22 protein-coding genes are annotated in these 22,247 nt (G+C 66.7%); 15 read left to right on the forward strand and 7 right to left on the reverse strand.

The window, feature by feature from the left end; genetic code table 11:
• Positions 1 to 93: 93 nt before the first annotated feature.
• From ABD255_RS00785 to ABD255_RS00805, 5 genes are read left to right on the forward strand one after another with little or no spacing between them, the layout of a single operon-like run.
• Positions 94 to 855: an amidohydrolase family protein gene (locus tag ABD255_RS00785; RefSeq protein WP_344208613.1), complete on the forward strand. Its 762-nt coding sequence runs from the start codon at positions 94 to 96 to the stop codon at positions 853 to 855.
• A 32-nt stretch (positions 856 to 887) separates the two neighbouring features.
• On the forward strand, positions 888 to 1,955 hold the full coding sequence (locus ABD255_RS00790) for a mandelate racemase/muconate lactonizing enzyme family protein (protein ID WP_344208614.1): 1,068 nt from the start codon (positions 888 to 890) through the stop codon (positions 1,953 to 1,955).
• The gene (locus ABD255_RS00795) at positions 1,952 to 2,827 is read left to right on the forward strand and encodes an amidohydrolase family protein (protein WP_344208616.1); all 876 of its coding nucleotides are present in this window, start codon (positions 1,952 to 1,954) and stop codon (positions 2,825 to 2,827) included. Before ABD255_RS00790 ends, ABD255_RS00795 begins: the two co-directional genes overlap by 4 nt.
• The gene (locus tag ABD255_RS00800) at positions 2,824 to 3,564 is read left to right on the forward strand and encodes an amidohydrolase family protein (protein ID WP_344208618.1); all 741 of its coding nucleotides are present in this window, start codon (positions 2,824 to 2,826) and stop codon (positions 3,562 to 3,564) included. Before ABD255_RS00795 ends, ABD255_RS00800 begins: the two co-directional genes overlap by 4 nt.
• A complete protein-coding gene (locus ABD255_RS00805) occupies positions 3,561 to 4,511 on the forward strand; it encodes a dihydrodipicolinate synthase family protein (protein ID WP_344208620.1) in 951 nt (316 codons plus the stop codon). Before ABD255_RS00800 ends, ABD255_RS00805 begins: the two co-directional genes overlap by 4 nt.
• Positions 4,512 to 4,597: 86 nt before the next feature.
• Here ABD255_RS00805 and hisD read toward each other — a convergent pair whose 3' ends face one another.
• Positions 4,598 to 5,863, reverse strand: coding sequence for a histidinol dehydrogenase (gene hisD, locus ABD255_RS00810; RefSeq protein ID WP_344208622.1), 1,266 nt, complete (start codon positions 5,861 to 5,863; stop codon positions 4,598 to 4,600).
• A gap of 498 nt (positions 5,864 to 6,361) precedes the next feature.
• Between hisD and ABD255_RS00815 the strand changes: the two genes are divergently transcribed.
• The 4 genes from ABD255_RS00815 (at position 6,362) to ABD255_RS00830 (ending at position 10,252) form a co-directional block, all read left to right on the forward strand.
• Positions 6,362 to 6,784, forward strand: a complete 423-nt coding sequence (locus ABD255_RS00815; RefSeq protein WP_344208624.1) for a RidA family protein — start codon at positions 6,362 to 6,364, stop codon at positions 6,782 to 6,784.
• Between the two features lie 303 nt (positions 6,785 to 7,087).
• Complete coding sequence (locus tag ABD255_RS00820; protein ID WP_344208626.1) at positions 7,088 to 8,425, forward strand: ABC transporter substrate-binding protein; 1,338 nt, start codon at positions 7,088 to 7,090, stop codon at positions 8,423 to 8,425.
• Positions 8,426 to 8,484: 59 nt separating this feature from the next.
• The gene (locus ABD255_RS00825; RefSeq protein ID WP_344208629.1) at positions 8,485 to 9,363 is read left to right on the forward strand and encodes a carbohydrate ABC transporter permease; all 879 of its coding nucleotides are present in this window, start codon (positions 8,485 to 8,487) and stop codon (positions 9,361 to 9,363) included.
• A gap of 79 nt (positions 9,364 to 9,442) precedes the next feature.
• Positions 9,443 to 10,252, forward strand: a complete 810-nt coding sequence (locus ABD255_RS00830; RefSeq protein ID WP_344208631.1) for a carbohydrate ABC transporter permease — start codon at positions 9,443 to 9,445, stop codon at positions 10,250 to 10,252.
• 293 nt (positions 10,253 to 10,545) lie between these two features.
• On the opposite strand, the gene ABD255_RS00835 is transcribed toward ABD255_RS00830, so the two are convergent.
• Positions 10,546 to 11,343 carry an IclR family transcriptional regulator gene (locus ABD255_RS00835; RefSeq protein ID WP_344208633.1) on the reverse strand — a complete coding sequence of 266 codons (798 nt, stop codon included), beginning with the start codon at positions 11,341 to 11,343 and terminating at the stop codon, positions 10,546 to 10,548.
• Between the two features lie 160 nt (positions 11,344 to 11,503).
• Positions 11,504 to 11,905, reverse strand: coding sequence for a TIGR03618 family F420-dependent PPOX class oxidoreductase (locus tag ABD255_RS00840; RefSeq protein WP_344208635.1), 402 nt, complete (start codon positions 11,903 to 11,905; stop codon positions 11,504 to 11,506).
• 408 nt (positions 11,906 to 12,313) lie between these two features.
• Between ABD255_RS00840 and ABD255_RS00845 the strand changes: the two genes are divergently transcribed.
• Together ABD255_RS00845 and ABD255_RS00850 are read left to right on the forward strand one after the other, a co-directional pair.
• A complete protein-coding gene (locus ABD255_RS00845) occupies positions 12,314 to 12,919 on the forward strand; it encodes an HD domain-containing protein (RefSeq protein ID WP_344208637.1) in 606 nt (201 codons plus the stop codon).
• A gap of 813 nt (positions 12,920 to 13,732) precedes the next feature.
• Positions 13,733 to 14,014 carry a VOC family protein gene (locus tag ABD255_RS00850; RefSeq protein ID WP_344208639.1) on the forward strand — a complete coding sequence of 94 codons (282 nt, stop codon included), beginning with the start codon at positions 13,733 to 13,735 and terminating at the stop codon, positions 14,012 to 14,014.
• On the opposite strand, the gene ABD255_RS00855 is transcribed toward ABD255_RS00850, so the two are convergent.
• The 3 genes from ABD255_RS00855 to ABD255_RS00865 all read right to left on the reverse strand — a co-directional run bounded on the left by ABD255_RS00855 (position 13,963) and on the right by ABD255_RS00865 (position 16,669).
• Positions 13,963 to 14,748 (reverse strand): glutamine amidotransferase, encoded by a 786-nt coding sequence (locus ABD255_RS00855; protein WP_344208641.1) that lies wholly within the window; start codon positions 14,746 to 14,748, stop codon positions 13,963 to 13,965. The two genes, ABD255_RS00850 and ABD255_RS00855, sit on opposite strands and share 52 nt — an antisense overlap.
• Positions 14,745 to 15,032: an MDR/zinc-dependent alcohol dehydrogenase-like family protein gene (locus ABD255_RS00860; protein WP_344208643.1), complete on the reverse strand. Its 288-nt coding sequence runs from the start codon at positions 15,030 to 15,032 to the stop codon at positions 14,745 to 14,747. Before ABD255_RS00860 ends, ABD255_RS00855 begins: the two co-directional genes overlap by 4 nt.
• Before the next feature lie 350 nt (positions 15,033 to 15,382).
• On the reverse strand, positions 15,383 to 16,669 hold the full coding sequence (locus tag ABD255_RS00865; RefSeq protein WP_344208645.1) for an MFS transporter: 1,287 nt from the start codon (positions 16,667 to 16,669) through the stop codon (positions 15,383 to 15,385).
• A 465-nt stretch (positions 16,670 to 17,134) separates the two neighbouring features.
• Here ABD255_RS00865 and ABD255_RS00870 point away from each other — a divergent pair, with 465 nt between their 5' ends.
• From ABD255_RS00870 to ABD255_RS00885, 4 genes are all read left to right on the forward strand, one after another.
• Positions 17,135 to 17,731 carry an amino acid synthesis family protein gene (locus ABD255_RS00870; RefSeq protein ID WP_344208647.1) on the forward strand — a complete coding sequence of 199 codons (597 nt, stop codon included), beginning with the start codon at positions 17,135 to 17,137 and terminating at the stop codon, positions 17,729 to 17,731.
• A 73-nt stretch (positions 17,732 to 17,804) separates the two neighbouring features.
• A complete protein-coding gene (locus tag ABD255_RS00875; protein ID WP_344208650.1) occupies positions 17,805 to 18,728 on the forward strand; it encodes a LysR family transcriptional regulator in 924 nt (307 codons plus the stop codon).
• 54 nt (positions 18,729 to 18,782) lie between these two features.
• Positions 18,783 to 20,312 (forward strand): aldehyde dehydrogenase family protein, encoded by a 1,530-nt coding sequence (locus ABD255_RS00880; RefSeq protein WP_344208652.1) that lies wholly within the window; start codon positions 18,783 to 18,785, stop codon positions 20,310 to 20,312.
• Positions 20,309 to 21,520, forward strand: a complete 1,212-nt coding sequence (locus ABD255_RS00885) for a CaiB/BaiF CoA transferase family protein (RefSeq protein WP_344208654.1) — start codon at positions 20,309 to 20,311, stop codon at positions 21,518 to 21,520. The genes ABD255_RS00880 and ABD255_RS00885 overlap by 4 nt, the downstream gene beginning before the upstream one ends.
• Positions 21,521 to 21,590: 70 nt before the next feature.
• Here the strand turns inward: ABD255_RS00885 and ABD255_RS00890 are convergent, their stop codons facing one another.
• A complete protein-coding gene (locus ABD255_RS00890) occupies positions 21,591 to 22,106 on the reverse strand; it encodes an SRPBCC family protein (RefSeq protein WP_344208656.1) in 516 nt (171 codons plus the stop codon).
• Positions 22,107 to 22,247 lie beyond the last annotated feature (141 nt).

The raw sequence follows: 22,247 nt of genomic DNA on the forward strand, positions 1-22,247 counted from the left end.
TCCCGAGCGCGGCTCGGAGGACAAAGGCAAACAATGGTTCGACCTGCTCGCGGCCACACTCAGCAGTCGCCTGATCGAGCTGGCGGAGGCACTGTGATCGACTTCCACACCCACACCCCGGCCTGGGAGACAGTGACCTGGCTGGCCGGGACGCCGTTCGGCGCCGATGAGTTCGTCACCTTCATGGACTCGGCCGGCCTCGATCAAGCGGTGGTGCTCAGCCATGACGGGTTGTTCAACGCAACCCCGGAGGCGAATGACCAGCTCGCCGCCTTCGTCCAGGCGCACCCGGACCGGCTGGTCGGATTCGGCACGGTGAACATCCGCCGCGACGGCGCGCTGGCCGAGACCGAGCGGATGGTGACCGACCTCGGCCTGCGTGGCCTGAAGCTGCACCCCTGGCTACAAGGATTCAGCATGCACGAGGTGGCGCTGGACCCGATCTGCGAGGTGATCACCGAGACCGGCGGGATCCTGCTCAGCCACGACGGCACCCCGCCGTACTCGACTGCCGGCCAGATCGCGGCCCTGGCAAGGCGGCACCCGCGGCTGCCGGTGGTGCTCGGCCACGGTGGTCTGCACGACCTTTGGCGCGAGTCGCTGGCCATGACCCAGGAGACCGACAACCTCTACCTCTGCCTCTGCGGCACCCCGCCGTACGCAGCTCGCCGGATCCTCGCCGAGGCACCGCCGCACAAGGTGCTCTTCGGTACTGATGCGGGGCTTTCGGACAAGCCGAGTCAGGACTATGCCGTGGCCCGGGTCAAGGAGATCGACGGCTGGGGTATCACCGACGCCCAGCGGCAGGCGATGCTCGTGGACAACCCGGCGCGACTCCTCGGCGCAGCGGCATGAGGCCGACCATCAGGGCTGTCCACACCGCCCATGTGAGCCTCGATGCGCACCCCGACCTGATGGTACGCGGCGCCAAGGGTGCACACGAGCGCTCAGAGTTCCTCCTGGTCCGTGTGGTCACGAGTGACGGCGTTGAGGGGTACGGCGAGGTCAGCGCGACGCCCCTGTGGAGCGGCGAGGACGGCGCCAGCGCCGACCACTTCATCCGCTCGGTTCTCGCGCCGGCCCTCATCGGCACTGCGCTGACACCGGTCGGCGCGGCGGATGAGCTGATGGATAAGGTGCTGCACGGCAATCCGTTCACCAAGGCAGGGCTATCTATCGCCTTGTGGGACGCGTACGCCCGGACCTTGGATGTCCCGCTCGCCGTGGCCCTGGGCGGTCCCTATCGTGACGAGATCCCGATCAAGCTGTCGTTGTCCGGCGACGGACCTGACCTCGAGCGGGCCTACCACGCTGCCCGCGCGGCCGGGTTCGGCGCGTTCAAGGTGAAGGTCGGGCTGGGGGTGCCGACGGACGTGGCGCGTTTCGACCAGGCCCGTGCGCTGGTCGGCGACGGTGTGTTCCTCGGCTCGGACGCCAACGGCGGCTGGTCGAGGGCAGAGGCAGTCCGGGCAATCCAGGCGCTCGACCGACTAGGCGTCGCTTTCGTCGAACAACCACTCCAGCGAGATGATCTTGCCGGTCTCGCAGACCTCCGCGGGCTCGGCCCGCCGATCGTCGCCGACGAGTCGGTCTTCGGCACCGCCGATCTGGTTCGGGTGATCGAGGCCGGCGCAGCCGACGTCATCAGCCTGTACGTCGGGAAGTCGGCCGGCCCGGGTCGGGCCGTCGGGATGGCCGCGCTGGCTGCGTCATTCGGGCTGGCGGTGGTGATCGGGTCGAACGGCGAGCTCGGGCTCGGCGCCGCGGCACAGCTTCACGTAGCAGCCGCGATCCCTCGGCTCGCGGCGATTCCGAGCGACATCATCGGCGCGCACTACTACACCGAGGACGTACTGGCGAAACCGCTCGACAGCGATGGCCGGCGCGTGCGGCTCAGCAGTGAACCAGGACTGGGAGTTACTGTGCGAGATGACCTGCTACGGGAGTTCCGATGATCGTCGACGTGCACACCCACACCCCGACGCATCGGTTCGCGGTGCCCGCAGAGGAGCGCCGGGTGTACGAGAACTGGCGGACCGACCGACCGGTGGTGACGACGAACTCGTGGGCCGACTACGACGAGGCGATGGCAGCCGCGGACGCGACGATCGTGTTCAACATCGCCGTCGACGATCCACTCGCGGCGACCGGCCTGTCCTATCCTCCTGAGCGGTGCAACGACGCGACCGCCGAGTTCGTCGCGGACAACCCGGCGAAGCGGATTGGGTTCATGTCGGTCAATCCGGCCCGGCCCGGCGCATTGGAGGAGGCAGACCGGGCCCGCTCCCTCGGTCTCGTCGGCGTCAAGCTTGGGCCGAACTATCAGGACTTCGACCCGCTGGGTCAAGCCGCGTTGCGGTTCTACGAGTACTGCCAACGGCACAGCCTGCCGATCCTGTTTCACCAGGGTGCTTCACCGATGCGCCACGCGCCGCTGCGATACACCTATCCGCTGGTGACGGACGAGGTGGCGCTGCGATTCCCTGAGTTGCGAATCGTGATGGCACACATGGGTCATCCGTGGAGCCGGGAGACGGTGGTGACGATCCGCAAGCATCCGCACGTGTATGCGGACGTGTCGTCGATCTACCTGCGGCCCTGGGTGCTGTACCAGTCGCTGATCAACGCGGTCGAGTGGGGCTGCGCCGGCAAGCTGCTGCTCGGTTCGGATTTCCCGATCGCCAACACCGGTGAGGCCATCGCCGGGCTGTGGACCGTGAACAACATGCTCGAGGGGACCAAGCTGCCACGGGTTCCGGACGAGGTGATCCAGCAGATCGTGCACGCGGACGCGCTCGGTGCGCTCGGTTTGGAGCTACCCGCATGATCATCGACGCGCACGTCCGGATCGGTGACAGCCGGGACGCGAGCCTGCCGGTCGACCGGTTGCTCGCGACGATGGATTTACTCGGCATAGACATGGCGCTGGTCGCCCCGGCTGAGCACTGTATTGCCTACGACAACCGTGCGGGAAACGAGGCGACAGTTGCCGCTCACCACCAGTCGAAGCGATTGTTGCCGTACGCGGTGGCCAATCCGTGGCGCGGTAAGGCGGCCGTCGACGAGTTGGACCGGGCCCGCGACGCGGGAGCCGTCGCCCTGGCCGTGGACTCCGTGCTGCAGGGATTCGATCTGCTCGATGGGCTCCTCGATCCCTTACTGGACTTCGCGGCCGAGTCCGGCTGGTTCGCCTACGTCCGCACCGGCACGCCGCCGACCGCGCTCCCCTTGCCGCTCGCGACTGTGGCTCGTCGGCGACCCGAGCTACCCGTACTGATGGGCAAGAGCGGCGCGACCGACTTCTGGATCGACGCCGTGCCTGCCCTGCAGTACGCACCGAACCTGTACGGCGACACCGCGTACGCGCCCTGGGACACCGTGCTGACCGGATTCGCTCGCGAACCCGCGATCGGAGCCGGGCGACTGGTGTTCTCCACCGACTCCCCATACACGGTGCCGGTGGCAGAACTGGACCGGATCCGGGACTGGCCGATCAGCCCGGACGACAAGGCAGCGGCTCTCGGCGGAAACCTCGCCGAACTGCTCGAGGGGAGCCCGAAATGACTGTGGATATCCAGACCGACGCGTCGTTGCTGGTGCGGGGCGTGTCGCCCGTGCTGGCAGTACCGTTCACGGAGTCGGGTGAGGTCGACTACGGCGGCTTCGACCGGGTGGTGCGCTACGTGCTGTCCACCGGCGTGACCAGCATGATGTTCCCGGGCTTCGCCTCGGAGTTCCACAAGCTGTCCGAGGACGAGCGCTGGCAGCTGACCGAGATCCTGCTCTCACAGACCCGGAGCCGGCCGGACGTCGCAGCGGTGATCGCCGTCCAGGATCACGCGACCCAGTTGGCCGCACGGCGGGCCCGGACCGCGGTCGACGCCGGCGCCGACCTGATCAACTTGCTTCCGCCGCACTTTCTCTCGCCGTCCCGCCGGGCCCTCGTACAGCACATCGAGGCGGTACTGGACTCGGTCGACCCGGTGCCGGTCGTGCTGCAGTACGCTCCGGTCGAGACCGGCACGGTTCTGGATGCGGACGTAATCGGTCAGATCCAGGCCAAGCATCCGAACCTCCGCCTGGTAAAGGTGGAGTCCTCGCCACCCGGCCCGCTGATCGCCGAGCTCGCGGCACGGACCCCGCCACTCCTCGCCGTCGAGGGTTATGCCGGCGTTCAGCTACCGGACGCAGTGCGCCGCGGTGCCGTCGGCACGCAACCCGGTTGCTCGGTCACCGAGGTGTACGTCGATATCTGGCGGCGGCTGACCTCGCCGGACCCGGCCGAGGTGGAGTCCGGGTTCGAGCTGCACCGGAGACTGCTGCCCTACATCTCCTACTGGATGCTCGACACCGAGCGGATCATCGCCGCAGAAAAGGTGATCTCGGTCCGCCGCGGACTGTTCGTCAGTGCGTACTGCCGCGAACCGGCTCACCGCCTCGACGCCGAGGAGATCCGGATGATCGACCGCTTCCTCGCAGACTTCACCGATCTCCTGCCCCACCTGGGCTGACCCCGCGGCGGCGGAGGCCACGCCATGTGCCGCATCATCGGAGGACTGGAGGAACATTCCTCCGGTCCTCGGACGTGAGCGACGGATCAGGGCTGGCGGAGGCGGGCGGTCAGGGCGTGGCCGTACATCAGCTCGGCATCGGAGATCGCCGCTGTCGACGGAGCGATCGAGGCAGCACCTGCAGTGGTGAGTCGTTGGTAGGTGACGGTCTTGAGGAATTTCCCAACCCATAGCCCACCGGTGTAGCGACCCGCCCGCCCGGTCGGCAGGACGTGGTTGGTGCCGATCGACTTGTCCGAGAAGGCGACCGTGGACTCGGGCCCAATGAAGAGCGACCCGTAGTTGCGCAGGTTCTCCGCGTACCAGTCGTCGTCGCCCGTTTGCACCTCCAGATGCTCCGGGGCATAGGCGTCCGACACTTTCACGGCCTCCTCCCGCGACTCGCAGACCACCACCGTGCCGTGCTCACGCCACGCGCCGCCCGCGATCTCGACGGTGGGCCAGTCAGTGGAAAGCCACCGGTCGATCTCGGCGATGACGGCCTCTCCGAACGCGCGGTCGGTCGTGACCAGCAGCGCCGGACTGTTGAAGCCGTGTTCGGCCTGACCGAGCAGGTCCGCCGCCACCAGACGCGGGTCGGCCGTCTCGTCCGCGATCACGGCGACCTCCGTCGGCCCGGCGAGCAAATCGATCCCGACAATCCCGAACAACTGCCGCTTCGCCTCTGCGACGTACGCGTTCCCTGCACCGACCACGAGATCCACCGGCTGGACGTCCTCGAAGCCGAAGGCAAGAGCGGCGAACGCCTGCACACCCCCGAGGCAGGCGATCACGTCAGCCCCGGCAAGGTCCATCGTGTACAGCTGCGGTCCGTAGATCCCGCCGCCGTCCCGGGGCTGCGCCATCGCCACCACGATGTCCACCCCAGCCACCTTCGGAACTGTAACCGTCATGATCGACGACGCGATCAGCGGATACCGTCCGCCGGGAGAGTACGACCCGACGCGGCTGACCGGCAGGTGCTTGTGCCCGAGAATCACACCAGGCCTGGTCTCCGCCTCCAGATCAGTCATCGTGGCCCGCTGGAGCTTCGCGAATCCCTCCACCTGGCCACGGGCGAACTCCAGGTGCCCCGCCAGCTCCTCGTTCACGGAAGTGGCCGCGGCCTTGATCGTGTCCGCGGACACGACGAACGACTCAGGACTCCAGTTGTCCAGTTGCTCGGAGTACCGGCGGATCGCGGGAAGCCCCTCGCGCTCGACGTCGGACAGAATCCGGCTGACGGTGTCGATCACCTCCTGCGCCCGCTGGACCCGCTCCGGCCAACCCTCCTTGAGGTGCTCCACGGACATCATCTCCCATTATTCGACATTATAGATATAGATCCAGATATCTGTATGATCATATGTCCCGGGCGGACGGGAGCGCCACCAGAACAGGACATCGGCCGGGCGGCCGGCAGGGCGGAGGAGCACCAAGTGATGTTGGAACGGCTGCCGGGTCGACTTCGGATGGGCAATGGCGTCAATCTGCTCAAGTCCACCTCTCGGAGTGGGCGGGCCAGGTCACACTGTCCACGGCCGGCCCGGAAAGCAGCGTCACCATCGGCTCGTCTCAGCCACCACCGCACGCGGGCCGGCGTTCTCGGCAGGGACGAACCAGGACCACTGAACCTCGTCGCCCCCATCGTCGTCGCCATGGGCCGCCGTCGCGTCCTTCCTGCGTCGCTCGATGCCAGCCCACGACAGCGCTCGCGCCGACGACCACCCGGAATCCTCGGCGACCAAGATGGCCAGTCCGATGACCTGTGAACCGCAGGCCGACCACCTCAGAACAGGACCTCTCTCGTCATGACGTCTCTTCCTCGGAATCTCCCGGCAGTCGACACTACGACCGCGCCGCGTCCACGCGGGCACTACTCACAAGCCCGGATCGCGGGCGATCTGATCTTCACGGCTGGATTCGGGCCGGTCGATCCGGCAACCGGCGCGATCGTGGGCGACGGCGATGTCGCAGAACAGACCAGGCAAACCCTGCGGAATCTGCGAGCGGTGCTAGCCGAAGCGGGCGCCACGCTCCACGAGGTCGTCAAGATCACCGCGTTCCTGGAGGATCCAGACCGCGATTGGGATGCCTATGACGCCGTCTTTCCCGAATTCTTCGAGCCACCCTATCCGGCTCGGCTCACGGCCGGCGCCCGTCTCGGGACGATCCTGGTAGAGATCGAGGTCATCGCGAGGCGTCCGCAATCGCAATCCACTTCCGTGACCTGATGATCTCAAGCCCGGAGCGGAAACCGGGCGGCAACGGCTGCAGGCCGCCACCCGCTGACCGTCAGCGCTTGCATCGGGCGGTGCCACAATCGGCCCTTGCGTCAGTCACCCATCGCCTCATACGATTCGCGTAGCTGAATTTAAATCTGTTATTTCGAATGATGGTCGGAGATGGTGCGATCGGTTCACCAGCGACCTTTGCCGCCGACCGACCGACTCTTGGATACCGAAGGAGCCGCAATGGGCGACCGCATCCTCGGCGCTCGCCGCCCTCCTCCCCTGCCCTGGAAAGGGAGCACTCCGATGATGATGAGGCGCGCGGCTCTGGTAGCCGCCTTCACAATGGTGCTTGCCGCAGGCTGCAGCGGCAGCAGTAGCGTTGAAACGCAAGGCCCGGACGCGGCGTCCTGGCGTGACCAGGTCAAGCCAGGAAAGCTGGAGGTCGGCGTCCTGTCGGCCAAGGGCACACCCGGCCTGAAGTTCTTGGAGAACGTCGGCGCCGGGCTGGAGAAGGATCATCCTGGCTCCGAGGTGACGTTGACGTTCGCCAACACCGAGGCACGGCCAGGAATCGAGCAGCGGTGGCGCGCAGGTGAACCGCCGGATTTGGACTACGCCATGTTCGACGGCACCATCCCCGACCTGCGTGCGTGGGCCGATGACGGTGCGCTGGTCGACCTCACGCCGTACCTGAAGCAGGAGGATCCGGGGACCGGCAAGCCGTGGCTGGACCGATACAGCCCGACTGTGCGGAAGTTCATGGAGCATCCGGAGACCAAGCAGATCTACGCGGTCCCGTCCGAGTTGTCCCTTCACGTCCTGTTCTACAACGCGAAGATGTTCAAGGACCTCGGAGTCAAGCCGCCCGCGACCTGGGACGACCTGCTGAGGGCCGCCGACGCGCTGAAGGCGAAGAACGTCGACCCGATCGCGCTCACTGGCCTGTTCGAGCCGTACATGGGGATGTGGAGCGACCATCTCTGGCTACGGACTGTCGGGTACGGCAAGGCCCGCGCCGTGCTGACCGAGGGAAACGGCCACATCACCGACGACCCCGGCTTCTTGAAGGGCCTGCAGATGCTGCAGGAGTTGCGCGACAAGAACGCCTTCCTGACGGGGTTCAAGGGCACCGACTTCACTGCCGCGCAAGCACAGTTCTTCCAGGGTAAGGCCGGCATGATTCTGATGGGATCGTGGCTGGTCAGCGAGATGAAGGATGTGATCCCGAAGGACTTCGAGCTCGGCGTACTCGCGTTCCCGAAGGTGGCGGGAGCGGCCGGAGACCAGGGCGCTGTGATGGCCGCCCTGCAGAATGTGTCGATCGCGTCCAAGAGTCCGGATATCCCGCTGGCCCTGGAGTGGGTCAACCGGCTGACCAGTGTAGAAACCCAGACGAAGCGAGCCAACGAGATCGGTGAGGTCTCAGCGGTGGTCGGTGTTCCCAGTCCTCCAGGTGTTCCGGGTATCGACGCGGTGCTGTCCACGGCGGAGTCGCTGCAGCCGCGCGAGTTCGGTCTGGGCCAGAGCAAGGCCGGTAAACCCGTGTACGCCGAAATCGCGCGGCTGCTCTTCGGCCAGCAGGACGCGGACGAGACGCTGAAGCGGCTGGACGTCGCGCTTCGACGCGTCCACAAGAACTGACATGCATCGGATCGCCCAGCGGCGGATCATCGCGCTTCGACGCGTCCACAAGAACTGACATGCATCGGATCGCCCAGCGGCGGATCATCATCCCGTTCCTGCTGCCCGCCGTTGTCCTGCTGGCGATATTCTTCCTCTACCCGCTGGCACGGACGGTCGGCATCTCACTGTCGGACTGGACCCGCACTGGCGCGTCGAGGTATGTCGGCAGCGCCAACTACACCGCCCTGCTGTCCGATCCGGACTACCGCAGCGCACTGAAGAACACCTTCCTGTTCACCTTCGTCGGTGGCTGCATGCTGTTCCCGCCGGCGGTGGGGATCGCCTGGGCGCTGAACCAGCCGATCCGCGGTGAACGGTTCTTCCGGTTCGTGGTGTTCGCCCCGGTGGTCCTGTCCGCAGCGGTGGTCGCGCTGATGTGGAAGTTCGTATACCACCCGACGCTCGGCCTGATCAGCCCTGCGCTCGCGGAGCTTGGTCTCGGCGGCTTGGCACGGGAGTGGCTGGGTGATCCGTTGACTGCCCTGCCCGCGGTGGCTTTCACCACCGTGTGGCAAGGCGTCGGGATCTGGGTCGTGCTTCTGTCCGCGGGTTTCGAGCGGCTGCCCCGGGAGGTGCTGGAGGCTGGGCGGGTCGACGGTGCCGGTGAGTGGCGGTTGTTCTGGTCGGTGATGATGCCGCTGCTGCACGACCTGCTCCGAATCCTGCTGGTGTTGTGGATCGTGCAGAGCATGCAGGCGTTCGCCTTCATCTACATCATGACCGGCGGCGGTCCGTTCGGCTCGACCGAGGTGGTCGGCACACTGATGTACCGAACCGCCATCGACCAGACCGAGTTCGGATACGCCGCGGCGATGGGAGTCATCCTGGTCGTGGTGATGCTGGCCGTCACGACAATCCTCAACAAGGTGCTGAAGCGCGATGACCTTGAATACTGAAGTCCGGGCCACGCCCCCGGCAGGCCGCACCAGGCCATCCTCACAGGACGAGCCCACGTCATACCGCCGACACCATCTGGTGATCTATCTGGTCCTGGGCACCATCGCCTTCTCCGCCGCGTCTGCCTTCGCCTGGGTGCTGAACGTCTCGCTGAAGACGAACCAGGAATTTCTCGGGACGCGACCGTGGAGCGTCGCCGACGAGTTCCATCTGGAGAACTACGCGAACGCGTGGACCAACGCGGACGTCGGTGCGTACTTCGGCAACAGCGTGGTTGTCAGTATCACCTCTACCGTCCTCGGCGTGGTCGTGTCAGCCTTCGCGGCGTACCCGATCGCGCGCATCCCCTTCCGGCTGAACGGTGCCGTCCTGGCGGTCTTCCTGATGGGCCTGATGGTGCCATGGATGGTGACGTTCATCCCGCTCTACCTCACCCTGCAGGACCTGGGGCTGCTCGACACCAGGATCGGGCTGATCCTGGTGTACGCGACGTACAACCTGCCCTTCAACATCTTCGTGCTCGTCGGCTTCCTCCGAAGCTTGCCCGGCGAACTGGAAGAGGCCGCCGCAGTAGACGGCGCCGGCCCGACCACCACGTTCGTCCGGGTGATCCTCCCGCTGCTGGGACCGGGGCTGGCCTCCGTGACGATCATCAGCTTCCTGTCCAACTGGAACGAGTTCTTCTACGCCCTTGTGCTCATCCACAGTCCGTCGAAAATGACTTTGCCGCTCGGCCTGTTCCAGCTCGGTCAGGCGGCCGACTACGGCACCAACTGGGTCACCCTCTTTGCCGGCATGATCATCACCGCTCTCCCCGTCCTCATCCTGTTCGCCCTGCTCCAGAAACAAGTGACCAAAGGCCTCACCGCAGGGGCGCTCAAAGGGTGACATCGCGGTCAGAGGTGTGGCAGCCGAGATCAAGCGATCGCGGCGGGCCACGAATCGCAGCCCGGACACTTACTCAGTCCGTCGCCGCGAAAGCTGCGAAGACCTTCGGTGCCCGCCGTGCCTGCGGCACGCGTTAGGCGTGCTCGACGTGCTATCTCGGGGACAGAATGCTGTGGTCAGCTGAAAATCGGCCAGCGCGCAACCGACAACTACTGGCTACACAGACCAGAACCACAGACAGGTTCTGCTTCGTCGGCGGTCGCCAGGGACCAAGTCGCCACGACGTCTGTCGGCTAGGTTCCCACGACATCCGCAGCGTCAGTCGCTCCAAGACGCTCGGAGATGATCCCGCTGAGGGCGACGAGCCCTTCCCTCGCTTGCTTACGATTGTTACGCGTCAGGTCCTTCGCGAATCCGGTCACACCGACCGAGCCCGCGACGTGTTCGGTGGCATCGAAGAACGGTACCGCCACACAGGCGATGTCCGCCTGCTCTTCCTGATCCTCCAAGGCGAATCCCTGCTTGCGAATTGTCGCCAGTTCAGCGCGAAACCCTGTCACAGTGGCCTGCGGCGCCTTCGGGCCACGGCCCTGTTCCAGTTGCTTGAGAAGAGGCTTCAGTTCGTCCTCCGGCAAGAAGGCCGCGATCGCCTTGCCGAGGGCTGTGAGGTTGAAGGGTGCGACCTTCCCCGGGTAGGTATCGAACTGGATGAAACCTGGCATGGCAGCTTTGGCAACATAGACCAACGACGCACCGGTGAGGACGCCGATGTGCACAGGCATTCCCATGCGGTCAGCCAGCTCGCGCATTTCCCGCATGGCAACAGATGACAGGTCGACCTTTCTGATCAGGCGCGTAGCAAGGCTGTACAGCCGCAGAGTGGGGTGCCAGAAATGACTGCGGCCGACAACCCGGCGCATCGCATAGTCGCGCTGCTCCAGCGTGTAGACGATCGAGGCGCACGTGGCCAAGGGGATCTCGGCCTTTCGCGCCAGAGCCGTGAGCGTCAACTCTTCGTTGGACTCCACGAGGATCTCGAGCACCGTGAGGGCCCGCGCGACCGCAGGCGACGGTAAGCGATCTGCACCCATTCAAGGCCTACCCTCCGCCGGACATCCGGCAGCCGACGACTCGATATCAGTGAGTCTATCTCCTCTATTCTGAAGATTGCTGCCGGGTGCCTGCGGGCACACCCTGCTGTCCGTCAGTCTCCTGGCGCCCCGCGCAGTCCAGCGTGGCGGTCAGTCGGCGTCAGCTCGGTTCAGCCTGTTGGCTGGTGATTCGCTCGACGAGGATGCTCGTCGCATACCGCGTCGCGCCGGAGGCCTCGACGTCGGTCCACTCCCCCACATACTTCATCGCAACCGCACGCTCCAAGGAGCAGTCCCAGTCAGGAACGAGCTCATCAATCCGGCCACGCAATTCAAGGTAAAACCCAGGACGCGTCGGCTCGACCACCACCACCGAGATCCGCGGCTCACGACGCAGGTTGAGCAACTTCTGCCGACCCTCGACAAGACTGAACCGCACACGCTCACCATCCCAAAGGAACCACAACGGTGTGGCCTGTGGCTCTCCGCGCTTGCCGATCGTCGAGACCAAGGCAAGCGCCTTCGACGCAAGCAGACCGTGGAACACCTCGGGAATCTCCATACTCTCCTCATCTCACGGGCCAGGTGGCAACTCGCGTCTGATCGTTATCCCGACCGAGCCAACTAGTGCTCAGAGCTGGAACGGCGCCTGTCCGGGCTGATCGCACCAATAGAGCTGGCAGTATCCATTCCAGTAATGCACCCGGTCGAGCCTCCGGAACTTTCCTTCCGTGCATGGCGGCGGACACCTCGACAAGTGTAACACTTTAACTTACACTCTCGATCGGTCGAAGGCCATGGCCAGTGGGACTCTTCGACGTGGACCGATCCGCGCTTCGCCGCTCCGCCCTCAGTCGAGCGACTGGCGTGCCGGACCTACATCAGGGTGAGCCACGCCTGGCTCCGCCGTCGGGCTTGTGAGCCCGCACCATTCGCCAGAGCATGACGAGACTCCAGGAGAAGAGACGACATGCAACTCGACGCCATCCCGGTACCCGACACGGCTCCCGCGCGCCTCAGCCGCGAAGTCGCCGAGCGCTACTACTCGCGCGCCATGCTGAACCACTGTCTACGGTCCTACTACTTCGCGGCAGGAGCTGGATTACACGGGGGTCTGGCCTTTGACGAAGAACTCTTGTACGTCGCAGCCATGCTGCATGACCTCGGCCTGGCTGAGCCGTTCGACGCCCACCGCATGCCCTTCGAGGCCGCAAGCGGGCACGTTGCCTGGGTGTTCGGGGCTGGCGCCGGCTGGCCCGTCCAGCGGCGTGAGCGCCTCAGCGAGGTGATACGACGCCACATGGGCGACGCCGTCGACCCAGGACATGACGTCGAGAGTCACCTGCTCGAGGCCGCGACCAGCCTCGACATCGGCGGAACCAACGCGAACCTGTGGCCACACACCATCCTCGCCGACGTCATCCACGCCTATCCCCGACTCGAACTCGCAGACGAGTTCGCCGGCAGCTTCGACGCACAAGCAGCCAGAAAACCCGACAGTGCGGCCGCCCGCGCCACCCGCGGCGGAATCCGCCAACGACTTGCCAACAACGCCTTGGAGACCATCAAGAGCTGAGCCACGACCGCCCCTCCCATAGACAGCCCGCACGGACACACGTCGCCGTGATCCGCAAACGACCGCCATCCAACATGAGCAGACCTCGCAAGACTGCGCGCCAGGGCCGGGCGTGGCGAGTCAGACATGTCGCATCTCAGCTGCCTCGAGCAAGCCCGTCAGGTCGCATTGACTGATAGGTGACGGCCGCGCAGCGCAGGGTGCGGAGCAGTTCGGCGTACCTCGGAGAGCTTCCCAAACGTCCTCCGTATGGCGAATACCCGCTCCAACTCCGGGACGCGCGAGAGCGTCTTGGCGGCATCGCTGTCGCCACCGCGCTCGGGGTGCCGATCGGCACCGCGCTCGGTCACCAGGCCGGCTGGCGGGCAGGGTTCCTCACAATCGTGATCGTCGGAGTGGCGGCGGCCCTGATGACCGTCACCGTCGTACCGCCCGTTCCCACTCCGGCATTGGCGGGCTGCGCGCCCAGGCGCGCTACGCCTTCGCCCCGTTACCTTCCGCGTGCTCGCCATGCTCGGTGTCGAGCTCTTGATCATGGGCAGTCAGTTCGCCGTGCTCACCTACCTCGCCGTCTAGCTGGCCGATGTCACCGGCATCTCGGGCGCCGCGGTCAGCTGTTTCTGCTGGCTTACGGCGCCACCAACGCGCCAGGCACCTTCGCCGGGTAGGCGGCCGTCCGCGCTCTGCCTCCCGCACGATCGTGGTCGCAGGCGTGGTGCTCGTCGTGGCGCTCGCCGTCCTCTACGTCGGCGGCACCGAGCCCGCCATCGCCCTCCTCATGCTCATCGCCTGGGGCGTGCTCGGCTTCGGTTGGTGCCGTCCCTGCACTACCGCGTCACCAGCCTCGTCGGCCCCGGCCGCGACCTGGCCGGCGCGGTGATCTGCGCGCTCGGTGTCCTCGCCGCCGCTGCGACGTCACGTCTGCGGCCCCCTGATGCCGAGCGCACCACCCGTCTGACCGCCGCCGGCCCGACTCCCGGACCCGTCGACGACCTCGGCGGCCCGGACGGTCCGAAGACCTCCTGGCTCCTCGACCCTGACGGCTACCGCCACGAACTCGTCGAATGGGCACCCTCCGGGCCAGTCGTCGAATGAAGCGCCGCCCGATCCAGCTGAGTGAGCCAGGTTCCGAAGATCTTGCCCGCGCGGACGGCGAGCTCAGGTCCGTGGGCACGCGCATCGGCTCGGACGGACCGCGGATCGATCCGGTGAACGGCGAGCTCGTGGGCGTGACCGACGAGCCAGCGCTCGATCTGCGTGTGGTCGGCTTCCAGGTGAAACTGGAGACCCAGCACGTTCGGCCCGGCGAACGCCTGGTTCGGGTACCCCGGTGTCTCGGCCATACGAACGGTGCCGGCCGGGATCTCGAACTGGTCCCCGTGCCAGTGGAGCACCGGTGTGCCGCCGAGCAGTGCGAGCGCGCCAGACCGTCCGGACTGCGTGAGAGTGATCGGGGCGTAGCCGATCTCAATTCGACCGGTAGGCGTCACGGACGCACCGAGTGCAGCGGCGATCAACTGCGCGCCCAGGCAGATCCCGAGAGTGGGTTTGCGCTGTGCGAGCCGCGCCGCGATCGTGCGTAGCTCCTGACCGACGAAAGGATACCGCGCCGCGTCGCCCACGCCGATCGGCCCGCCGAGTACCACCAGGAGGTCAGCACCCACCACTGCCGCCTCGCTCAGTTCGTCGACCCCGGCATCGAGGTAACGGACGCAGTACCCGCGATCGACCAGCAGCGGAGCCAAAATGCCCAGATCCTCGAACGCGACGTGCCGGATCGCCAGAGCAGTGCGATCCGTTCCCGGATCGACTGCGTCACCACACCTCATGGTTCTCGCAAGACCAGCGTCGTGAGTTCAGGACTGCCAGGGCCGACCACCCGGTCGGCGGCGCTCTTGGCTGCCGGGTTCCGGGCAGCAGCCACGACCGACGTCGCACCGAGGATCGTCGCGATCTGGACGGCGAACGGTCCGATGGCGCCACCCGCACCCAACACCCGACCCTCTTGACCGGGGCGCAGCCGGGCGCGACGAGCCAGCGCGTACCAAGCTGCGAGGCCGGCGAATCCCAGCGTCACCGCCACCTCATCGTCGAACTCGCCGGGGATCTCCACCAGATGTCGCCGTCGACCGCGGTCAGGTGTGCGAAGGACCCACCGAGCCGCCCCCGCTCGTACCAGACGCGACCACCTAGGGGTGGGGGCCTGCGCTGCGAAGTACCCTGCCGACGCCTTCCACCCGCTACGTAAGGAGGTTCCGGGGCTCCGAAGTAGAAGGTACCAGCGGACATTTCCAGGTCGACCGGGTTGACCGCGGCCGCCAGGTTACGGATCAGCGTCTGCCCGGGCGCCGGTTCCGATGCTGCCCATTCGCGCAGCTCCGGCGCCTGACCGTAAGCGGGTACCACTGCGGCATCCATCGGTTCTCCTTCTGGTCCGAAGAGGTCGCGAGAGCGGGTGCGTTCTCAGGTGAAGGCCGGGCCCGTCTTGTCGGCGACGGTGGTCTCGAGCTGCTGGTCGGTGCTGAAGCTGGATGCGGACCGGCGAGTGTCGGGAGCGAGCGTTGCGCCGATGAAGGTGATGACCTGGAGCCCCGCGACGTACAGGATCACGTAGATCGGAGAACCGTCGCCGGCGAGCAGGAGGCTCGCGCCGACGAGCGGAGCAAGCCCGCCCACCACCGACCCGAGCTGGTACCCGAGCGACGCACCGCTGTACCTCACCTCGGCACCGAAGAGCTCGCTGAAGAACGCCGCTTCGGGTCCGTACATCAAGGCGTGCACGACGGCGAGCCCGATGATCAACGCCAGATAGATGAGAACCGGTTGGCCGGTGTCCAGCAGGGCGAAGAAGGGCAACGCGAAGACCACCGCCGCGGCGGCGCCGATCCGGAACAACGTCCGGCGGCCGAAACGGTCGGACAACGCACCGAACAAGGGCAGCGTGAACAAGGCCGCCAGAGCCGCCAGCAGTGTCCCGTTCAGCATCACGTCGCGGGTGACGCCGACCTGTTCGGTTCCATAGGAGACGGCGAAGGTGACGACCATGTAGAAGATCGTGGTTTCCTGCCGCATCGCGGCCGCCAGCAGGATGTTCTTGGGATTGTTGCGCACCGCAGCGAACACCGGGTTCTTGACCGGGCCGCCGGCGGCCCGCAGCTTCTCGAATTCCGGGCTCTCGGCGACAGTCAGCCGGATCATCAGCCCGGCCACCACAAGGACACCGCTGGCCAGGAAGGGGAGGCGCCAACCCCACGCGGCGAACTGCGCGTCGCTGAGCGGGGCGAGCGCGATGAAAGCGCCGGAGGCGAGAATCAGGCCAGCGGGGACACCCATCTGCGGGAAACTGCCCGCCAGGCCACGACGTTGCGACTCGGAGTGCTCGACCGCCATCAGCACCGCGCCACCCCACTCACCGCCGACCGCGAAGCCCTGGCAGAACCGCAGCAGGACGAGGACGACAGGGGCCAGCCCACCTATCGAGTCGTAGGACGGCAGGACCCCCACCAGGACGGTCGCGGTTCCCATTAGCAGCAGGGATCCGACCAACGCCGACTTCCGGCCGCGCCGGTCCCCGAAGTGACTGAACACGATGCCGCCGAGCGGCCGGGCGAGGAATCCGACCGCGAAGGTCGCGAAGGCACTCAGCGTGCCGACGACCGGATCGAACTTCGGGAAGAAGAGCTCACCGAAAACCAACGCAGCCGCGAGGCCGTAGACAAAGAAGTCGTACCACTCGATGGTGGTTCCCACGAAACTGCTCCAGAACACCCGTCGCCGCATGACCCGGCTGGACCGGGTTCGGGCAGGGAAATCGTCGACGCCCATTGGTCCTCCCAAGCGAAGATTTGCCACGCTGACGCGCCATGCATTCCGTGCCGGCATTGTCGACCAGTGCGGCGAGATCGGTTGCTCTGAAGCTAGCAGCGCCCGGCGGAGACCGAGAATGGTCACATCTGCACAGATCGTTGCATCGAATTGCCGCCACTTCCATACCTGAACCCTGAACCGCGGAGGAGGCAGCGCCATCGTCACCGCCTGCGCTGTACCGGTCACCCTCAGGAGCACCGCGCCAGGCGCGGCGCCAGCACCGCGCGCGCCACGGCGCCGATTTCGGCTGTGCGTCGACGCAAATCCCCGTGCATTTCTGGCCCTTCTCACGCCTCGTGCCGCCGGGCTACGTTTGCCTCCGGCCCAGTGAACTCGAAGGAGCGAAATATGGATGCGACTGCGTTGATTCGCAAGCTGGTCTATTTGGAGGAAGAGATCCGGACCGAATACGGTCGAGAGGTGGATCCCCCGCTGCGGCGCGTCGTCCAAGGCGCGGTCATTTCCAATCCGTGCCTTTCACCGGGCAGCACCGCGGAACTGGAGGACCTCGTCGGTATTTCCGCGCAGCTCGGCACCGAACTGACCCGGCGGGTCCTCGACCGCCTGGGCGATGCGGCCGGCATGCGCGCCTACGCCAAGGCCGTGGTGGTCGGCACCGCCGGGGACAAGGAGCACGGTGCCGCGATGATCCACGCCAGGCTGGGCATGGCGATGCGGGAGACGATCCGCCGGGGCCGGGTCCTGATCCCGGGCAACGCCAAGGTCGGACCGGCGGGCACGCCGATCGACGTCTGCTTCGGGCCGATCGACGAGGGCTGGGACCTGGACGCCATGGACAGCATGGCCGTATCGGTGGCCGACGCCCCGCACCCCGACGAGATTCTGCTGATGGTGGCCTACGCCTACGGGCCCCGCGCGAACGCCCGAACCCAAGGCCCGAGCCAGGCCGATGTCGACCAACTCCTCGTTGCCGCGAGCGCCTGAGCGGTTGCCGTCCCCGGAGGCCACCTGGTGGCGTTCCGGGACAACCGGCCCGTTCCGCCACACAATGGGGGGCATGGAGGATGGGAGCCCGGGGAACGACGGTCGTCCGGAGCCGCTGCCCTGGGACGACGTGCAGTACTTCCTCGAGCTCGCACGCCGGCGAACACTCGCCAAGGCGTCCCTGCGGCTGGGCGTCGCGCACACCACCGTCCTTCGCAGGGTCGCCTCACTTGAGCGGCGCCTGGACCGTAAGCTGTTCGATCGCTCGCACTCGGGCTTCGACCTGACCAGCGCCGGTCAGGAACTCCTCGATCGCGCCGAGGAGATGGAGGCCGTGGCGGACACCATCTTCAGCGCGGCAGGCGAACGCGGCCGGGTGGCGGGAACGGTCCGGCTCGCGATCGTCGAGGGCCTGGCCAACGCGGTCGTGGTACCGGCTCTGGCTCCCTTCCACACCACGTTCCCGGACGTTCGCCTGGAGCTGATCACCGTCATGCAACTGGCGAACCTCACCCGGCGCGACGCCGACATCGCCGTCAGCCTCTCGCAGCCGAGCGGATCGAAACTGTACGCACGCAAGGTGGCGCAAGCGAACGTACACCTGTACGCCGCGACCGCGTACCTCGGCAAGCATGGTACACCGGCCTCGGTGTCCGACCTCGACCGTCACTTCTTCGTCGACTACGTCGAGGACATGATCGAGATCCAGGCCCTACGCTGGCTCTCCGACGTCGTCCAGTCGAACCGGGTCGTGTTCCGCAGCACCAGCCCGCTGGTCCAGTTGGCGGCCGTGCGGAGCGGTCTGGGCATCGGCATGTTCCCTACGTACCTGACGCGCGACGAACCGGACTTCGTGCGCCTCCTGCCCGACGAGGTCTGCGCACACCGCGAGTTCTGGGCAGCAATCCATCAGGATCTCCTGCGCCTGCCCCGTATGCGGAGCGTCTTCGAGTTCCTTCTCAACTGCCTGACCGAGGAACTCGAGTCAGAGTCCTGAGGTCCCTTTCGGGGCCGTCGAGCACGACCCCCTCTGTCGAAAAGGAAACCGCCGATGACGACACAGTCATCCCTCCAGTCGTACCACCCGACGCCGTCCGACGCCGCGGCGGATCCGTGGCCCGAGGCAACCGTGAAGCACATGCTCGTCGGTGGCGAACGGGTCGAGAGCGTGACCGGCGCATGGAGAGACGTGACCACCCCCGCCGCCCGCGAACGGGTGATCGCCCGGGTGCCCGAGGCCGGACCTGAGGACGTCGATCGTGCCGTCATCGCCGCACGCGCCGCCTGGCCATTGTGGCGGGACCAGCACTTCACCGGCCGGCAACGCCTGCTGCTGAAGATCGCCGAACTGGTGGAACAGCAAGCCGAGGAACTCGCCCAGGTCACCGCCGCGGACACCGGAAACGCCATCCGCACCCAGGCACGGCCCGAGGTCGCCGTCCTCGTCGACCTGTTCCGGTACTTCGGCGGGGTCGCCGGTGAGGTCAAGGGCTTCACGCTGCCTGCCGGCTCGACACAACTGCAGTACACCCGGCAGGAGCCGCTAGGAGTCGTCGGCGCGATCCTGCCCTGGAACTCGCCGTTGATGATCGCCGGTTTCAAGGTGCCGGCCGCGCTCGCGGCAGGGAACACGGTGGTTCTCAAGGCGGCTGAGGACGCACCGCTGTCGATTCTGATGCTCGCCGAAATCTGTCAGCAAGTCCTTCCCCCTGGTGTGCTGAACGTCGTCACCGGCGAGGGCGCCGTCGTGGGAGAAGCTCTGGTGCACCATCCCGGCGTGGACAAGGTCTCCTTCACCGGCTCGACCGAAGTGGGTCGGCGCATCGCTCGGAGCGCAGGATCGCGGCTGGCGCACGTCTCGCTCGAACTCGGCGGGAAGAGTCCCTCGATCGTCTTTCCCGGCGAGGTCACTGACGCGCTCATCGACGGCCTGCTGCTGTCGTCGCGCGTAACCAGACAAGGTCAGAGCTGCACAGCCGGTACCCGGCTCCTTCTCCATCGCGACGTGCACGACGAAGTGATCGGCCGCCTAGTCGAGCGGATGAGTTCTCTGCGCGTCGGAGATCCACTGGACGATGCCTCCGACATCGGCGCGATCATCAACGAAACCCAGTTCTCGACCGTCCGTGAGTACCTCGACGAGGGTCTGTCCGACCCGCGGCTGACGATGGAACTGGGCGGTCTGCCGCCGGATACAGGACCGCTTGCCGAGGGCTACTTCCACCTGCCGACGGTGTTCTCCGGCGCCGACAATTCGTTCCGGCTGGCGCGTGAGGAGATCTTCGGTCCGGTGCTGGTGGCCATTCCCTGGGTCGACGTCGACGACGTGATCCGGATGGCGAACGACTCGGCCTACGGGCTGGCGGCCTACATCTGGAGCGACGACATCAATCGGGCCGTCGACACCGCACACCGTCTCGAGGCCGGTTGGGTCCAGATCAACCAGGGCGGCGGTCAGATGGTCGGCCAGTCGTACGGCGGCTACAAGCAGAGCGGGATCGGCCGCGAAGTCTCGCTGGAAGGCATGATCGCGGGATTCACCCAGACCAAGCAGGTCAACGTCCACCTGGCGATCCGGTGAACACAGCCACGCGCCGCGACGGCGCCGGCCCGCTGAGCGGCTACCTGGTCGTCGATCTCTCGAGAGCCCTTGCCGGACCGCACGCCGCGATGATGCTCGGGGACCTCGGTGCCCGCGTGATCAAGGTCGAACCCCCGGGCGGCGGTGACGACATACGAGCCTGGGGGCCGCCCTTCGTCGGGCCGGAGGACCGGCCGCAGTCCACGTACTTCCTTGCCGCGAACCGCAACAAGGAGTCGATCCAACTGGATCTGAAGGACGATGCGGATCTCCGGACACTGAAACGGCTGATCGGACGGGCCGACGTCCTTGTGGAGAACTACCGGCCCGGTGTCCTGGACCGGCTCGGCCTGTCCGGGTCGGTGCTTGAGACGTTGAATCCGCGACTCGTGGTCCTGTCCATCACCGGATTCGGCCACGACGGCCCCGAGGGCAGCCGCGCCGGCTACGACCAGATCGCCCAGGGCGAGGCTGGGCTGATGAGCGTGACCGGACCGGATGCCGATTCCCCCACGCGGGTCGGTGTTCCCGTCGGCGACATCCTCGCCGGGCTCAACGGTGCGATCGGCGTGCTGGCGGCGCTGCTCGAACGTCAACTGACCGACCAAGGATCGGTCGTCCGGACGTCGTTACTCGCCGGTCTGGTCGGAGCTCACGCCTTCCACGGGACGGCGTGGACAGTCGCCCGTCAGATCGGCCGCGCGGGCGGAAACCACCACCCGCAGATCTCACCGTACGGCGCCTTCCGGTGTCGTGACGGCCATGTCCAGGTGGCGATCGGCTCGCAGACATTGTGGCACACCCTCGCCTCGATCCTCCGGCTCGACGCCGCCGACGAACGCTTCGCGACCAACGCGGCGCGACTGCGGCATCGCGACGAGCTGACCAAGCTGATCGAGCAGCGGCTCCTGACCGGCTCCCGCGACCACTGGCTCGAACTGTTCACCGCGGCAGGCATCCCAGCCGGAGCGCTCAAGACGATCGACGAGGTCTACGCCTGGGCACAGACGCGCAGCCAGAACCTTGTCGTGTCGGTGAGACACGCCGCCCTGGGCACCATCGAACTGCCAGGCCCCAGCTTGCGTCTCGAAGACTTCGGCGGACACGACATCGGTCGGCACACCCACGAGGCACCACCGCTGCTCGGGGCACACCGCGACAGCATCCTCGAGTGGCTCGAATCCGGCCCGGCAAGCACCCGCCGCTGACCACTCCCCTGACAACGACCCGGTCAGCGGTGGGCCAGACGGCGGACGAGCTGCGCCAGGACGGCTCCGATCAGGAAGGGGCGGCGCGGCGCGCGAGAGTCGGGATGAGGGCGTCGCCGAGGTCGAGGACGGCCTCGTCGGCGTCGGCCGCACCCAGGGCCGCCGAGCCGGACGGCGGGTCGGCAGCGGTCTGGTTCGGCGACGGGGCGGTGCTGGTGTCCAGCTTGGTGGTCAGGCGGGCGGTGAACTGGTCCAGGAGTTTGTCGGAGACGTCCTGGATCAGGCCGCGGCCGAACTGGGCCGGGCGGCCGGTGATCGTGAGGTCGGTGTCGACGGTGACCTCGGTGGTCCCGGAGTCCGTGCCGGTCAGGCGGGCGGTGACCCGCGCGGTCGCCGTACCGTTGCCGCGGCGGTCCTTGCCCTTGGCCTCGATCACGGCGTGATGGTCGGACTCCTCCCGCTCCAGGAACGTGCCGGTGCCGCTGTACTGCAGCGACACCGGCCCGAGCTTGACCTTGCACGCGCCGGTGAAGTCGTCACCGTCGTGCGTCGCCAGGGTGGCGCATACTACGCGCGACCTGGCCATGCCCGCCAAGGGCGTGACCGGTCGTGTTCTGTCGTTGGCAAGGACCTCCTCAAGCAATCCGTGAGCTTCCCAAGCAACGGACCCGGCTTTCGGCGAGCGGGCCGGCCTGATCCGCAAGTGCACCGTCGTCACGCTAACGAG

Origin of the sequence: Kribbella sancticallisti (assembly GCF_039530625.1) — a bacterium.
Lineage (GTDB): Bacteria > Actinomycetota > Actinomycetes > Propionibacteriales > Kribbellaceae > Kribbella > Kribbella sancticallisti.

Coding starts and splice junctions, on each gene's coding strand:
- ABD255_RS00835 (WP_344208633.1), bottom strand. CDS start 11,343: ATGGGTGCAGATCGCTTACCGTCGCCTGCGGTCGCGCGGGCCCTCACG.
- ABD255_RS00840 (WP_344208635.1), bottom strand. CDS start 11,905: ATGGAGATTCCCGAGGTGTTCCACGGTCTGCTTGCGTCGAAGGCGCTT.
- ABD255_RS00875 (WP_344208650.1), top strand. CDS start 17,805: ATGGAGGATGGGAGCCCGGGGAACGACGGTCGTCCGGAGCCGCTGCCC.
- ABD255_RS00795 (WP_344208616.1), top strand. CDS start 1,952: ATGATCGTCGACGTGCACACCCACACCCCGACGCATCGGTTCGCGGTG.
- ABD255_RS00800 (WP_344208618.1), top strand. CDS start 2,824: ATGATCATCGACGCGCACGTCCGGATCGGTGACAGCCGGGACGCGAGC.
- ABD255_RS00880 (WP_344208652.1), top strand. CDS start 18,783: ATGACGACACAGTCATCCCTCCAGTCGTACCACCCGACGCCGTCCGAC.
- ABD255_RS00890 (WP_344208656.1), bottom strand. CDS start 22,106: ATGGCCAGGTCGCGCGTAGTATGCGCCACCCTGGCGACGCACGACGGT.
- ABD255_RS00845 (WP_344208637.1), top strand. CDS start 12,314: ATGCAACTCGACGCCATCCCGGTACCCGACACGGCTCCCGCGCGCCTC.
- ABD255_RS00870 (WP_344208647.1), top strand. CDS start 17,135: ATGGATGCGACTGCGTTGATTCGCAAGCTGGTCTATTTGGAGGAAGAG.
- ABD255_RS00815 (WP_344208624.1), top strand. CDS start 6,362: ATGACGTCTCTTCCTCGGAATCTCCCGGCAGTCGACACTACGACCGCG.
- ABD255_RS00855 (WP_344208641.1), bottom strand. CDS start 14,748: ATGAGGTGTGGTGACGCAGTCGATCCGGGAACGGATCGCACTGCTCTG.
- ABD255_RS00825 (WP_344208629.1), top strand. CDS start 8,485: ATGCATCGGATCGCCCAGCGGCGGATCATCATCCCGTTCCTGCTGCCC.
- hisD (WP_344208622.1), bottom strand. CDS start 5,863: ATGTCCGTGGAGCACCTCAAGGAGGGTTGGCCGGAGCGGGTCCAGCGG.
- ABD255_RS00805 (WP_344208620.1), top strand. CDS start 3,561: ATGACTGTGGATATCCAGACCGACGCGTCGTTGCTGGTGCGGGGCGTG.
- ABD255_RS00820 (WP_344208626.1), top strand. CDS start 7,088: ATGATGATGAGGCGCGCGGCTCTGGTAGCCGCCTTCACAATGGTGCTT.